Origin of the sequence: uncultured Tenacibaculum sp., assembly GCF_947498805.1 — a bacterium.
Lineage (GTDB): Bacteria > Bacteroidota > Bacteroidia > Flavobacteriales > Flavobacteriaceae > Polaribacter.
Map to the genome: position 1 here is coordinate 1 of NZ_CANMLT010000002.1, position 15,482 is coordinate 15,482.

Below are 15,482 nucleotides of genomic sequence, written 5' to 3' on the forward strand. Positions count from 1 at the left end.
GAGAAGTTAAGCCCATTAGCGCCGATGGTACTGCCACTGGTGGGAGAGTAGGTCGTCGCCTTTCTTTTTAAACCTCAGTCTTTTATAAAAGAGATTGAGGTTTTTTTATGCGCTTATTTTACGAATTTTTACGAAGTATGAGTATTATCGAAGTAATGTACTCGCCTTTTCTTTAATAATTTCAGAAACAGGCTTGTTTTGTATCTTACTTTCTAACCAAGAAAGTATATCTAAGTATAAAAATGCACGCTTTTCATACGGATGATCTTCAAAAGCTTTTAAACGATCATAAATTTTCTTGAATTCTTTCTTAAATTCATGAGGATATAAATCACCTAGAGAACGAATAGATTCTATAAATACTTTTTGTACCTCCTGTAGATTCTCCATTTTAAGCAAAAACTTATAAGTGTCTTTAAATTGACGCTCTAAATGATAGTCCAATCCAGATTCATAATGTGCAATCAAATTTAAAATACGAGCAAAGCACTGTAAATCTTCACCAACATACAATTTCTTAGCATTGATAATTTTAGAAAGATATTCAATACATTCCTTGTTTTTCCCCATTCCAAAGTATAAACAGGCAATTTTGTAATAGAAACGAACAATATGATGTTGGTCGATACGGTTCTGATACAACTTTAATTCCTCTAGAATAGTCATAACTAAATATTCTCCCTCATTAAAAGTACCTTCTATAAAGTGTTGGTGAAGTTTATGAGAATACAAATACTGAGAAATAAGTATTTCGGTATTACTATTTATCGGAATTTTCTTTGCCTCAATCTCTTCTTCAAAAGTGTTTAATTCTTTAATAAATTCATTTCTGTGCTTAATAAAGAACAGAGATTCTAATAAATAATTCTTCCCTTTTAAATAAAAAACGGGATTTACGGTGATCATTTTTGGGTATTCTTTGAATAGATGTACCCATTTAGAGGCATATTTATATGCATGTAAAAAATCTTGCGTTAATAATGAACGCCACAAGTGCGCTTTATATAACCACAATTGTTCTCTAAAACCTAAAGAGCTAAAATCATAACTAGGAAGACGAGCTTCAAAATAAGTATTGATTTTATTAAGCTCGAAATCATTTTTTACATAACCTGTTTTTAATAAGATACCATATAATTGAAGAGATAAATTTGATAGTTTACTCGTAATTACATTTTGAAGACTCAAATCTTTTGCCTGTACCGTAAGCTCATCTGCTCTGGTACTAATACTTCGTGTTATATATTGACTTTCAATTACTTTTTCGAGCTCAACAATTTCATAGGCAATGTTTTTTTCTTCATTTTCTATGGCCATATTTTTGGCTTTATCAAGAAGTTTCAAACTTTGTTTATACAACCCTTTTTGATATAACACGGTAGCAAAATCAAGCTGCTCACGTATTTGTACTCGAATGTTCTTATGAGAAGGGTTCATTCGTAAACTCGCTAAAATTTGTCGATATAGATGCGCTTTTAAGTTAGACAGTTGTTGTTTACTAACGATACCACTTTTTAGAATAGCCTTTTCATCATACTTCTTTTGTTTTTCTAAAAATTTAAACAACGTAAAAAATTTGGCTTCGGTATTTCCTTCCAATCTACCAATATATAAACTGAATTGACGTTTTTCTGATTTCGTAAGAGACTGAATCAGTATAAATAAAGAATCGTTTTGTTGATTAGCTTTTGTAAAATGATTCATTTTAAAGTGTTGGTTTTCAATTTTTTATATTTGTTTTTAAGCTGTTTTGGCATCGTAAGAACATTTTGGTAAAAGTGTTCTTATGAAAAGCCAATATATACATTTGGATTATAATAAGACAATTATTTAATGTAATGAAAGATAATAAAGTCCAAATATTCGATACAACTTTACGTGACGGAGAACAGGTCCCAGGATGTAAATTAGATACAAAACAAAAGCTAATTATCGCCGAAAGATTAGATTTTCTTGGTGTAGATATTATTGAGGCAGGATTCCCAATTTCTAGCCCTGGTGATTTTGCTTCGGTTAATGAAATTGCAAAATTAGTTAAGAATGCAACGGTTTGTGGATTGACCAGAGCAGTAAAAAAAGATATTGAAGTGGCTGCAGAGGCACTAAAAGTTGCTGTAAAGCCTAGAATTCATACGGGTATAGGAACGAGTGATTCTCACATTAAGTATAAATTTAATTCTAGTCAAGAGGAAGTAATTAGAAGAGGTAGAGAGGCAGTAGCATATGCGAAAAACTTTGTAGATGATGTTGAATTTTATGCTGAAGATGCTGGTAGGACAGACAATGCTTTCTTAGCAAGAGTTTGTGAGGAGATGATTAAAGCAGGAGCTACTGTTTTAAATATTCCTGATACAACAGGGTATTGTTTACCTGAAGAATACGGTGAGAAAATCAATTATTTAAAAAACAATGTAAAAGGAATAGATGATGTAATTATTTCTTGTCATTGTCATAACGATTTAGGCTTAGCTACGGCAAACTCTATTGCTGGGGCAATCAATGGTGCTCGTCAAATTGAATGTACAATAAATGGTATAGGAGAAAGAGCTGGAAATACTGCACTAGAAGAAGTGGTAATGATTTTAAAACAACATCCATATCTAAACCTTCAAACAGATATAAACACTAAGTTGTTATATGATACAAGTTTAATGGTTAGAGAAAAAATGGGAATGCCAGTGCAACCAAATAAAGCGATTGTAGGAGCAAATGCCTTTGCACATAGTTCTGGAATTCACCAAGATGGAGTCATTAAAAATCGAGAAACTTATGAGATTATTAATCCAGCAGATGTAGGAGTAACGGAAAGTGCTATTGTATTAACGGCAAGAAGTGGTAGAGCAGCATTGGCTTATAGAGCTAAGAAAATAGGGTATGAGTTAACCAAGCTACAATTAGATACAGCATATAAAACGTTCTTACAATTTGCAGATAGACAAAAAGAAGTAATTGATGAAGATATTCATGCAATTATGAAACAAGTAAATAAAATCTCAAAAATAGCCATAGCCTAATGAAGAAGACCTTATTTGATAAAGTTTGGGATGCACATGTGGTCGATAGAGTAGATAACGGACCACAAATTTTATATATCGATAAACATTTAATTCATGAAGTAACAAGCCCACAGGCATTTAATGAATTAAAAGAACGTAATATTCCTATCGCAAGACCAGATAGAACGGTTGCTACTGCTGATCATAATACACCTACTGTAGATCAGCATTTGCCAATTAAAGACGATTTATCTAGAAACCAATTAGAACAATTAACTAAAAACTGTAAGGAAAACGGTATTACTTTATACGGACTTGGACATAAATACAATGGTATTGTACATGTAATGGCACCAGAGTTGGGAATAACACAACCAGGAATGACCATGGTATGTGGAGATAGTCATACATCTACGCATGGGGCATTTGGTACCATTGCATTTGGTATAGGTACCAGTCAGGTAGCACAAGTATTTGCTAGCCAGTGTTTATTAATTCAAAAGCCCAAAAAGTTAAGAGTTAATGTAAATGGAAAGCTAAAGAAAGGTGTTTTACCTAAAGATGTAATCTTATACATCATTGCGCAATTAGGAACCAATTCTGGTACTGGATATTTCTGCGAATACGCTGGAAATGTTTTTGAAGAAATGAGTATGGAAGGTAGAATGACCGTGTGTAACATGAGCATTGAAATGGGCGCAAGAGGAGGAATGATTGCTCCTGATGAAACCACTTTTGAATATGTAAAAGGAAGAGAATTCGCTCCAAAAGGAGAAGAATTTGATAAGAAAGTAGCCTATTGGAAAACCTTAAAGACAGATGAAGGTGCTGTTTTCGATCAAGAATATTCGTTCAATGCAGAAGATATTGAGCCAATGCTTACCTATGGAACCAATCCGGGAATGGGAATCAAGATTACAGAAAATATTCCAAATCAAACCGATGCTTCTTTTAAGAAGTCATTGAGCTATATGAATTTCCAACCGGGAGAAAGCTTAATCGATACGCCTATTAATTATGTATTTATAGGAAGTTGTACAAACTCACGAATTGAAGATTTTAGAGTAGCTGCCAATTATGTAAAAGGGAAGCAGAAAGCTTCTAACGTAAATGCATGGTTGGTACCTGGTTCACAACAAGTAGCAAAACAAATTAAAGAAGAAGGACTAGAAACAATTTTTGAGGAAGCTGGTTTTGAACTACGTCAACCTGGTTGTTCGGCATGTTTAGCAATGAATGACGATAAAATTCCAGAAGGAGAGTATTGTGTGTCCACTTCTAATAGAAACTTTGAAGGACGTCAAGGACAAGGAGCACGTACTATTTTAGCAAGTCCTTTAATTGCAGCAGCTACTGCTGTAGAAGGAAAAATAATTGATATAACCCAATAAACGAATATGGAAAAGTTTATAAAATTAATAGATACAGCGGTTCCATTACCGACAGAGAATATTGATACCGATCAAATTATTCCTGCACGCTTTTTAAAAGCTACTGATAAAAAAGGGTTTGGTGATAATGTATTTAGAGACTGGCGTTTCCACAAAGATGGAAGTGTTGACGAATCATTTGTACTAAACAATCCTACTTATTCAGGAAAGATTTTAATTGCTGGAGATAATTTTGGATGTGGGTCAAGTAGAGAGCATGCCGCATGGGCACTAGCAGGATACGGTTTCAAAGTAATAATTTCTAGTTTTTTTGCTGATATTTTTAAGGGAAATGCCTTAAATAATGGTATATTACCAGTCCAAACATCAGAAGATTACTTAAAGAAGTTACTTAGAAAGGTAACGGAAGAACCGGAAACGGTTGTTATTGTTGATTTAGAGAATCAAAAGTTGAAGACTCCTGTTGGTAATATCGATTTTGAAATAGATCCGTATAAAAAGATTTGTTTACTTAATGGTTATGACGACATTGACTTTTTAGTAAGTAAAAAAGACAAGATTAGAGAGTTTGAAACAGAAAATTATTAATAAGAAGGACACTAAAAAAAACCAATAATAAGCTAGTATTTAAAACTACACCTATTTTTTCTATGAAGGGTGAAAGAATAGGTTCAGTGTCCGGTTTAAAAAGCAACAAATGAAATTTAAGATAACAGTAATCTCAGGAGATGGAATTGGTCCTGAAGTAACAGCACAAGCACAAAAAGTTTTAAATGCTGTAGCAAATATATACGACCATACTTTTTTATTTACGCAAGCTTTAATGGGAGCTTGTGCCATTGATGAAACGGGAAACCCGTTACCAGATGAAACCATTCGTTTATGTAAAGAAAGTGACGCCATACTTTTTGGAGCTATTGGAGATCCTAAGTATGACAATGACCCTACGGCAAAAGTTCGTCCAGAACAAGGCTTATTAAAACTTCGTAAAGAATTAGGGCTATTTTGTAATGTACGTCCGGTAAAAGCTTATGATCAGTTAATCAAAAACTCTCCTTTAAAAAAGGAAATTATCCAAGGAACAGACATTTCTATTTATAGAGAATTAACAGGTGGAATCTACTTTGGAATTAAAGAATTAAGTGATGATGGACAAATAGCATTTGACGGTTGTTCGTACTCAGTAGAAGAAATAGAACGAATTGCACATTTAGCATTTAAAGAAGCCCAAAAAAGGCGTAAAAAGCTAACCTTAGTAGACAAAGCAAATGTTTTAGAAACCTCAAGATTGTGGAGAAAAACGGTAACAGCTTTGGCATCAAATTATCCAGATGTTGAGTTAGAAACGATGTTTGTAGATAATGCGGCAATGCAGTTAATATTAAATCCAAAACACTTTGATGTGGTCTTAACTGAGAATTTATTTGGAGATATTTTATCTGATGAAGCCAGTGTAATTGGAGGATCCATAGGTTTATTAGCATCGGCATCTGTAGGAAAAGAAAATGCTTTATTTGAACCAATCCATGGATCGTATCCACAAGCAAAAGGAAAGGATGTAGCTAATCCATTAGCTTCTATTTTATCGGCAGCGATGTTATTACATCATTTAGGATTACATGATGAAGCACAGTCTGTAGAAAAGGCTGTGGAGAAATCATTAGAATTAGGAATAACCACAGAAGATATCAATTCAGAACAAAATTTTGGTACCAGTAAAGTAGGAGATTTTATTGCAGATTATATCTATAACCAAGAAGATAGCAATATCAATTTCCAAAATGTTCACATGGGACAAAGCACTATTATATAACACAAGCCAATCCGAACTATCTAAGACCATTACAATTTAACGGTTAATTAAATGCACACAACTAAAACTATTCGGATTGGCACTTTTTAACGGAAAATGTATACATTCTAAATATTCCAAACTATTTTGAATACATTTTATAATTGTTTAAGAGCTAGGTAAATACCTAGCTCTTTTTTTACTTTTTAAGTAAGACTTCCTGATACTGTTTTGGAAGTAATTGGATAGACGTAACCATGAGTTGTTTCAACTTCTCCTTTGTATAATTGTTATTGGAGTTGTAATAGTAACTCCTTAAAAGAAAATAAAAAATGAGTCTGTTATAATCATCAAGTTCTTTGTTTCCTATTACCTCTAAAATACGTTGTTCAACTTTTTTTCTATTCTTAGTTTCAGCCAAGGCACGTCCAATTCTCCATATATTTCCGTTATAGTGATTGATCGCAGGATTTTCAACTTGAAAAGAGATTCCCATGATTAAGTCCATCACATTAATATTTAACTCTTCTAACTCTTTGATATAAGTTTTTCTTCCCTCTTGTGCATAACTACCATCAGAAGCTCTATCAAAACGGTCATTCATAATATCTAAATGTGCTTTAAAAAAAATACGCCAGTTATAAGTTTCAGCAGATAATAAGGCAATATTAAGCGCATGAACTCTAGGGCTAGAATCCATACTACAAGAACCCACTACTCGCAATCCTCTAAACTTGTCAAGTAGCGCTGTTTTCTTTTTATGAGAATAGGAAGTCCAATCTTCAGAAAGTTCCATATAACCATATTCTCTTTTTAGGTCTTTTTTTAATTTGGTGGTAGTGGTGTCTATTAAACAATCGGCATATCCAATCATGGTATTGTATTTTTTTGGTAGTGCCGTAGTTTTAAACTCATTCGGAAAATAAAAGGCATCTAAAGAGTCATCCCATTTATTATATTGAAACACCCATTTGTTTTTTAAATCTTTGGTATTAAAGGATATGTTCTTTTCAATTTTCAATCCATATCGGGTATCTAAACTAAACTCATCAAAAGCTACTTTTTCCTTGTTTTTATTATCCAAGTATTTGAGTTTAAGAATAAGCTGATTTTTCTTAATAGTGGCTTGAGGATACTTTTTAAGAAATGCAGTTAAAGAAATGTTCTTTTTTAAATCCTTTTTAGCCATTTTAGTAGCTCCTTTTTCTAAACTAATTACATGACCAATTGTTTGCTGTTTGCCATAAAACTGTTTATCAAAATTGCAAGATTCGTAAGCTAGATTGAGTGAGTCTACTACAAACCCAAGATTTTTCATGGCATGTTCGCTGTAAATTAACCCATTTTTATAGGTTTTAAATTCTGTGTTTTGTGAAAGTACAATAGTCGAAGTGAATAGCATGATAGCTATTGGTAAAAAGTGCTTTTTCATAGTTTTTGTTTTTTATAGTTAGTATGTAGACATCAATTTTTATTCCATTATAAACTAATAACGTGATACGAAGTTCTATATTTTCTATTCTATTAAAAGTAAAACTGAGTAAACAAGGTGTTTTAATGAGTGAAAAGAGAGAGTTAGTTAGGAATAGATAAATGAAGTGTGAGGATAAGTATTCACTTCAATATTTTTATATTTACAAAGTACTTTTCAATTAAAATTGCTTTAAAGTATCGAATTAATACATTCTTTTATTGGGGTATTAGTTGACCATAAAAAAATTGTAAAACACTTTAGGTTGTTATAAAACATACTTAATCAACAGATAGCTAAGATTCAAATGCGTAAGTTAAATATTCTTTTTCTAGACCCACCTCTTTCATCGAATATCATCGAAAAGGCCTTGTCTTTTAAGTTAAATTCTTCAATATTAAATTTAAGAAAAGCACTTAAAGAACAAATACGAGATAATGATGATTTAGGAAAAGAGATGGTTGCATTGTTAACTGAAGGGAAGATGTTAACTACTGAGATTCTGGGTAAGTTTATCTCAAAAAATCTAAAATCAATTGAAGGAGATGTGTTACTAAGTTATTATCCAAGAACAGTGGAACAATATACAGGACTTAAAGAAGTACTCATAAAAGAGGATATTGTTTTAGAGGGGATATGGTATTTTATGCAACGTAATTCAGACCAATTTATGAAGAGCCATTTTGAAAATTCAACAATAAATTCATGGGTAGAAAAATTTGGTGATGAAATAAAAAGAAACTGGAAACCTAAACTTGATAAGTTACGAGAAATGATTGCAGAAATACAACATATAACATCAGAAGAGTTAACATGGAAAATAGTTAAGGTTGATTATATTTCAGAGTTAAAAGAAGCACACATTATAGAGTTAATTAAAGATTTTGATTAACAATTTTGTGATTAAAATGTTAGAAAAGAAAACAAAGAACCCCAAAAGACTCACTACTCAAAATCAACTTTTTCAATATAAATATCTTCTTGCTTTTCCCATTTGGTATCAATAATACGCTCAAAATAATTTCTGATGGTACTTAGATTTTGCCCTTTTACCTTTTCAGTAGCTTGTAATAGTTTCTTTAGTTTTTTTCGTTTTCTAGCAAAGTAAAGCGTGTAAAACGTAGCGGCTAGTTTACTATTTAAAATAGCTACTGCATTATCATAATGAAAGTACTCACTATTAGGATTGTTAAAGTAATGCTCAAAATAATCATATGAATAATTAAGCTCAATATCACCTTTTTTATAATCAGAATAGATCAACAATGCTAAATCGGTAGTGGGCTCGTCTAAATCAATCCCTACAATATCCAATTTATCTTCAATAGGTGCATGTGTAAAAGAATTGAATTTATCATGATGTTCAGAAAGCAGTAATTGATAAAGTTCTTTTACCTGAGGAGACGTTCTTTCTAGGATAGAAGAAAGAGTGTCTTGTATAATGGTAAAACCTTCATAGTCTTCCCAGGTATGGTAAATTTTTTCATCTAGAGAGGAGAAGCTCGTAAAAAAGTCTCCACCACATCCATCAACACCAAAAGGATCTAGTGTAGATATGATAGGAACCGCCTCACATGGAGCAAATCCGAAGCATGCATCCTTCTTCATCTCAAATAAAGCAGGACGAGAAGACGAAAAGTACTGCGTACTTGTGTAATCATTGTATTCAACATGCTCAATGCTATTGATAGGAAATATAAAAAGCGCTTTAAAAAAGTTCAAACTCGGATTACAACCTTTTGCTTTCTTATAAAGATCATAAAAATGAGGAAGTTCGGTACCGTAAAACTTTAAAAAGAAGTCCTTTTGCTCCTTAAAATTCTCTGTGATAAAGGTTGTGATTTCTTGCTTCATTAAAACCTGTTTTTTGTAGGATACTATTTCTTATTGAAGATGGTAAGATACTGTTTTATGCTAAAAGAATTACCTATTCATAAGTATGTTCTTGCCCTTGTTTTATCTCTAGTTTTCCAAAAAACTAAAGAAATGGATAGAATAGTTAAGTTTTTAAAGCAAAACGATGAAATTCTTGGAATTATAGTGGGTATCATCACCTCGGTAGCGGTGATTATAAAAACAATTGATAAAACCAATTTACAAAACCTAAACATCAATTTACTCACAGATGCTATTAATATTGGAATTTTAATATTGGCATTGATTTTTATAAAAGGAATTCCGTTATACGTTTCAGAAGCAGAAAACGCTAAAATTTGCAAAAACTTTAAGCTAACAAAAGAAAGCTTTAATGCCAAAGTAGTAAGAACAAACTCTTTAATAAATCAATTGGCAAGTTCTATAAGATGGTTTGCGCTAATATTACTGGGTTTCTATTGTTTGCAGTTCTTTATGGATATCAGTTTAATGGACAAATATGATGCTTTTGAAAAGAGTTTGTTAGAAAATAAAAGCATTTTCGAATTGCTAAAATCAACACCGCAAAATACGCAATGGAATCTAGACTTATTAGCTGCTAAATTTTTAGGAATTGAAATATTAACAAACGCAGCAAACTTATTCAGTGCTACTTTTTTATTCACTGCTTTTTTAGTGTTGTTTGGTATAACCTTAGAAAGTGATAATAAAACATGGCAAATTAAAAACCAAATTCCAATGTCAATAGCAATTGCTATTACACTAATTAACATTGTGTTTTTCATAGTAGGGATTGACTTCTTTAACTTAAAAGAAACTTCTACTTCCATTAGACTATTAGGAGGATTATACAACGGAATTGCCATGGCCTTGCTCTTTAGTAGGTTTATTTCTATGGAATATTATTTCCAACATTCAAAACGAAATTTTGAAAGGGCTTTTTACTATTATGGTATCACCATAGGACTTCCGTTATATGTAGTCGTACAGCCATTATATGCCTTGTTTAATGCAGTAGATTTAGAGGCTGCTTCCATTTTTAAATCGATTGTTTTTTTAATCTGTTTTTGGGGAAAACTGGTATTTCTATTCTTTATGTATACCATGCTTAATAAGAAATGGGTACACTCATATATATTACTCAATTTAATAGAAAATGAAAACTTAGAAAAACTCTCGATAGATCTAGACGATGTTGATCAACTCGATGAATAAAGGCTTGAATATGATAAACATGCAAGAGGATATAACTAACAAAAAGTAGGGGAAATCCTTACTTTATTTACGGTTTTCCATAAGTCTTTCATTTCTAGGCTTTTTATATTTACAAATAACCAAACAAACAATACTATTATGGGGATTACATTAATGACTGTAGATCTTAACAATGAAACCAATGATGAGATCGTAAATTTTCAAGCAGAAGGGGCATTTCAAGAAATAAATTCAGAAAACTATCCATTAAATGCATTAAAGGTATATCAATACATTACCAATATAAATGGTGGTGGAAGTCTTGCTATAGGTGGTTTTATAAAAGGCGATAGTACTTTTTCATCGCTTAATTACAACTATGCAGCCTTACTTTTTTCAGATAAATTAGATATTATTACGAGAAGTGACGGATCTAAGATTTTCAAACGATATGGATTTGGAATAAAGGTAATACTTAGAGTAACGGATGTCAAAGCAAGCATGGATGTTAGCTTTGGTAGTATGGCAGCATCAGCAAAAATGGGCTTAGCCACTGTACAATATAGAATAGAAAGTTATGGTGTTCCAGAGAATATCATAGAGAACTATGTAGACTTAGCTGGAGACTTTAATTATGACAGCTATCAAAAAATAATTTCTTGTGTTAAAGGAATTAAAGACTTAATAGGAGATCACAGTGGTTCTATACGATTGTTTCCAATTGAAGAACTGGCTCCTATAGCTATTTCTCCTGACGAAGAAGACTCTCGATCGTTTTATTTTGGTGCAGATTCCATTGCCAATGGTTTACGTTTACGAGATGCTGTACTAAGAGCTAGAAGAAGTTCTTCACATGCAGAAGATGAAGATATTGTTTCGTTTATGTATAAGTACTTCGGAGTAGAAAATGGACTTTCAACACCCAACGAAGCGCAGAAGAAAATAGCCAAAGAATGGATCAATGGAAGCTATAACAAAACACAAAGTACCGGGTATAAAGACCAATGGGTATCTGTAGAACCTATTTTAAATGATAACGGACAGTTTGTGTCATTACAACACCTTGGAGACGATTACAAGCCTCATGAACTTCCTGAGGATTGGAAAGTAAGAGCTAAGGCGGATTATTTTGATAGCATATCGGTAAGCTTTCAAAACTCTTCAGAACTTCAAATTTCGGCCATAGCAGATGTATCGAACGATTACAACTCAAAAACCATCATTTTTGATGCTATGATTTATTGGGATGTATACGATGCTGAACCTAAAGGTAAAATTTTAGAAACACGCTATGGAGTAGGAGTGCGTATGAAAATTAAAATTACAGAAATGGAATTTGGTATCGATATCGACTTTGCAGCGGTAGGAGCTTCGGCAGAATTAGGGTTGGCAAATGTGGGATATGATATACGTGGAATAGGAATCAACGATAAAAAGATTATTAAGGATCTACCAGATCCAAAAGATATCGACGAGTCTACGATGGACGGTTTATTAGCATCTTTTAAAAAGCTATTAGGCACTTTAGGAAGCAGTGATTTAGACGATTTTAATCCGCAACCTATTGCCATACGTGTCAAAGATACAACCAATGTTGATCCAGCTTTAATTCATCAGTCGGTAACATTTGCTTATCAAAAAATTAGAAGACGTAAAAGACTAAGACAAATCTTAAACGAAGCACGTAATTATAATTTAAGCATTGAAAAGATCAAAGAAGTATATGCCGATTTTGGCATAACCGATGAAAACGACCGACCTACGTATTCAAATAAACGAGATGCAGCCGATTGGTTAGAAATAGATTAACCAATTAAGAAAATACAGTTAGTATACAGCAGAGGGATTTGAGTTTGTTTTTATGAATCACTTCTATAGTACCAAATATAAGTGCTGTAAATGATGAACAAAATCAATAACCCTCTGTTACATAAAAGAAATCAAATGAAAAAACTAATCTTAATTGCGGGTGCTACAATACTTGTTGGTTGTGGAGCGCTAAAGAAAAATTCTCAACTTGAAGAACTAAACAAAAATGCCAACAGCGTTACAACTGTAATGAAGGGATATCAACCTATTGATCCTATTCAATTAAAAGTTGTAAAAGATACCGTAAGCTTTGAAGACATAATCTCTGAGTTTCCTAATGAAGCCACAAGAGTTGCTGTAGGAAAAGTAAATCAAAGTGGTTCATTAACTTTCGGACCTTTTAATGTTGCAAGAAACGGCGAAAGCTACTCTGTTATTATTGACTATATAAAATACATTACCACAGCAATTCCTGCTCGATATTCAGAAAAATATACAACAAAAAAATATGAAGATTATGTAAACAATAATTATAATTTTCTTGGAGAAAAGTTGGATGCCATTAAGATTCCAGATAATTTAAAATCAAAAAATGTATTGATATCAGAGCAAAAACTTTCAACAAATCATGGCTCTGTAATCGAGTTTAACGCTGAACTAAAATCACAAAATCAAAACTTAAGATTAGATAAGTCTCAAGAACATAATATTAAAATACCTGTGTATGTTGGTATCGGATTAAGAATTCAAGCATCTGTTACGGTTCTTAAAGATTCTGTGAATTTAGGTAGCTTGTATGGTTTAGGAGTGGCTGCTTCGCAAAATAAACTAAGTGGAACACTTATAATTCAGTCGTTAGGTATTAGCGGAGAAAATGTATCGCCTATAATTCCAATTCCTGATAGGATAAATGAGAGCACCATTCAAACCGCAATGCAATCTTTAGCCACAATTAAAAGTAAAATTTATGATAAGAAAACTCGTATAACACCGCAAGTAGTTGCATTCGGACTTCCGTATAGTATAAATGGAGCAAAGGATTTGATTGAATCATCATTACATACATCACCTCCAAAGTTAGCGATAAGTAATACTGGAGAAATTGAGTTGTTTCAAGAAATTTTAAGAGAAGAGAAATAATTATAAGTGTTACTAAACGAAATCATTACCTATAGCAAGATTACTTGGTATAAGATGATATAACCCCAAAAAAACAACCTGTGACCCAAGAAATACAAGCCATACAATGCAACTTTGTGGCGTTGGCAAATATTGCCATAAAAGAAGCGGATAGCTATAGTTTTAACCTAAACCAATTGCCTGCTGTTAATAATTACAATACAGATATTAGAGAAGACCAGTACTTTAAAAGCATTTTTGAAGCGTTAAATAAAAAGGAACAGAACTGTTTATATTGGTTCGAATTAGAATCTGAAGCATTGGCAATAGAATTAAACCATCTTTTAGATGCAAAAAGAGAAGAGTTAAAACGGAACCTACGAGTTGTACCGGTTAAGAATAGCAATACACATAGTAAGGTATTGTATGTAGGAATTCGTAGAGGAGGCATCAGAAAAAGAGATAAACTTACAAACATTTCTGGACGAATCATTCAACACTTAGGCTATTACGAAAAGGGATCTACACAAGGACTTCAATTGGTACATTGGGCAAAAGATACAGGTAAAGAAATCAAACTATATGTGATAGAATTGAATGGACTAGACAACGCATACTTAAATGCTTTAGAAAAAATCATAGCCGATAGATTAAACCCTTTATGTGGTAGACATTAAAGAAAAATAATGCTCACTTACGGTTTCCCGCAAGATTGTTGTGAAATGCTTTTTTACATTTAGAAATTATACATATAAAATAGAGTAGCTAATATAACTAGAGTAAAAGTAAAAGAAGTATTATATAGTGAATCAAGCGAGAGATAAAGTAACTGGTGAAATAATCGATGCAGAATCATTAAAGCATCTTTATGAAGATGGATTATCAGAATATGAGTGTATTGATGAAAAATGTAAAATAAAATTACTACCATGTTCATACAAACCAACAAATAAAAACCGACCTTATTTTAAAACATATAAGGGAGATAATCATAAAAAAACTTGTCAATTTAGTCTTTATCTAAAATTATTAGAAAAAGCTAGAAAAAGAGCTCTCACAAATTATGAATTGGAAGATATGCCATTTCCAACAAAGTTTCAGAGATTAAAACAAATTGATACTACAAATATTACCTCGAAAACAGATGATTTAGGGCAAGAACAAAGTAGAAAATCCGCAGTAAGAAGAAAAGCCTCTGGAGAGTTTGTAGAAGTATTAAATAAATCTAAAGTAGTAGCATCAATTTCTCCTATTGTTGATTTTTATTTAAAATGCCCTTATAATAGAAATACAGAACTTGAAATTGAAAATGAAAGTATGTTGTATCGATATTGGTTTAAGAGAATAGAAAAGCCAATATCAAAAGGGAATTATAAAGGCAAACGAATCTTTTTTGGGCGACTTCATGCGGGAGAGAATAAAATAACCGAGACAGAAGATTTTATGGATATCACATTGTATGAATGTGAAGGATGGAAATCAGGAAGTAGACAAAAGTTACCAAAACAACAGATTAATCCTTTTATTGTTCGAATTAATAAAACTATAATTTCTAAGAATAAACTTAGTAGAATCAAGAATGAAATTGGTTATGTAATAGAGGAAAAGAAAAATGCTTTTAAGAATGATGAAGCAAATAAGAAAAAAGCATTCATTTTCTTTCTAGGAGAGGCGCCTAAAGCAGAAGATCCTTATGTATTTAATGTATTAGAAGGAGCTTTGGTTTCTCGATATACTCAAATTCTACCAACTAAAAATTAAGAAGAGACTACTTTAAACTTATTATATGTTAGAGTTCCTTGTGATAATGATGATATTAGTTAAACATCAAAACT

General features: G+C 32.1%; 13 protein-coding genes. 10 read left to right on the forward strand and 3 right to left on the reverse strand.

The window, feature by feature from the left end; translation table 11 throughout:
- Positions 1-144 precede the first annotated feature (144 nt).
- On the reverse strand, positions 145-1,704 hold the full coding sequence (locus Q0873_RS03100; protein ID WP_299104333.1) for a hypothetical protein: 1,560 nt from the start codon (positions 1,702-1,704) through the stop codon (positions 145-147).
- A 134-nt stretch (positions 1,705-1,838) separates the two neighbouring features.
- On the opposite strand from Q0873_RS03100, the gene Q0873_RS03105 reads away from it, so the two are divergent.
- The 4 genes from Q0873_RS03105 to leuB all read left to right on the forward strand — a co-directional run bounded on the left by Q0873_RS03105 (position 1,839) and on the right by leuB (position 6,200).
- Positions 1,839-3,014, forward strand: a complete 1,176-nt coding sequence (locus Q0873_RS03105) for a 2-isopropylmalate synthase (RefSeq protein ID WP_299104334.1) — start codon at positions 1,839-1,841, stop codon at positions 3,012-3,014.
- On the forward strand, positions 3,014-4,387 hold the full coding sequence (gene leuC, locus Q0873_RS03110; protein ID WP_299104335.1) for a 3-isopropylmalate dehydratase large subunit: 1,374 nt from the start codon (positions 3,014-3,016) through the stop codon (positions 4,385-4,387). The genes Q0873_RS03105 and leuC overlap by 1 nt, the downstream gene beginning before the upstream one ends.
- A gap of 6 nt (positions 4,388-4,393) precedes the next feature.
- Complete coding sequence (gene leuD / locus Q0873_RS03115) at positions 4,394-4,975, forward strand: 3-isopropylmalate dehydratase small subunit (protein WP_299104336.1); 582 nt, start codon at positions 4,394-4,396, stop codon at positions 4,973-4,975.
- Between the two features lie 109 nt (positions 4,976-5,084).
- On the forward strand, positions 5,085-6,200 hold the full coding sequence (leuB, locus tag Q0873_RS03120; RefSeq protein ID WP_299104337.1) for a 3-isopropylmalate dehydrogenase: 1,116 nt from the start codon (positions 5,085-5,087) through the stop codon (positions 6,198-6,200).
- A 178-nt stretch (positions 6,201-6,378) separates the two neighbouring features.
- Here the strand turns inward: leuB and Q0873_RS03125 are convergent, their stop codons facing one another.
- Positions 6,379-7,611 (reverse strand): hypothetical protein, encoded by a 1,233-nt coding sequence (locus tag Q0873_RS03125; protein WP_299104338.1) that lies wholly within the window; start codon positions 7,609-7,611, stop codon positions 6,379-6,381.
- A gap of 346 nt (positions 7,612-7,957) precedes the next feature.
- Between Q0873_RS03125 and Q0873_RS03130 the strand changes: the two genes are divergently transcribed.
- A complete protein-coding gene (locus Q0873_RS03130) occupies positions 7,958-8,542 on the forward strand; it encodes a nucleoside monophosphate kinase (RefSeq protein ID WP_299104339.1) in 585 nt (194 codons plus the stop codon).
- A gap of 53 nt (positions 8,543-8,595) precedes the next feature.
- On the opposite strand, the gene Q0873_RS03135 is transcribed toward Q0873_RS03130, so the two are convergent.
- Positions 8,596-9,504, reverse strand: coding sequence for a hypothetical protein (locus Q0873_RS03135; protein ID WP_299104340.1), 909 nt, complete (start codon positions 9,502-9,504; stop codon positions 8,596-8,598).
- Positions 9,505-9,636: 132 nt separating this feature from the next.
- On the opposite strand from Q0873_RS03135, the gene Q0873_RS03140 reads away from it, so the two are divergent.
- The 5 genes from Q0873_RS03140 (at position 9,637) to Q0873_RS03160 (ending at position 15,408) form a co-directional block, all read left to right on the forward strand.
- Entirely contained in the window at positions 9,637-10,740 is a 1,104-nt protein-coding gene (locus Q0873_RS03140; RefSeq protein ID WP_299104341.1) for a hypothetical protein, read from the forward strand.
- A gap of 138 nt (positions 10,741-10,878) precedes the next feature.
- Positions 10,879-12,528, forward strand: coding sequence for a hypothetical protein (locus Q0873_RS03145; protein WP_299104342.1), 1,650 nt, complete (start codon positions 10,879-10,881; stop codon positions 12,526-12,528).
- Between the two features lie 135 nt (positions 12,529-12,663).
- Entirely contained in the window at positions 12,664-13,668 is a 1,005-nt protein-coding gene (locus Q0873_RS03150) for a hypothetical protein (RefSeq protein WP_299104343.1), read from the forward strand.
- Positions 13,669-13,748: 80 nt separating this feature from the next.
- Positions 13,749-14,324: a hypothetical protein gene (locus Q0873_RS03155; RefSeq protein ID WP_299104344.1), complete on the forward strand. Its 576-nt coding sequence runs from the start codon at positions 13,749-13,751 to the stop codon at positions 14,322-14,324.
- A 127-nt stretch (positions 14,325-14,451) separates the two neighbouring features.
- Entirely contained in the window at positions 14,452-15,408 is a 957-nt protein-coding gene (locus Q0873_RS03160; protein ID WP_299104345.1) for a hypothetical protein, read from the forward strand.
- Positions 15,409-15,482 lie beyond the last annotated feature (74 nt).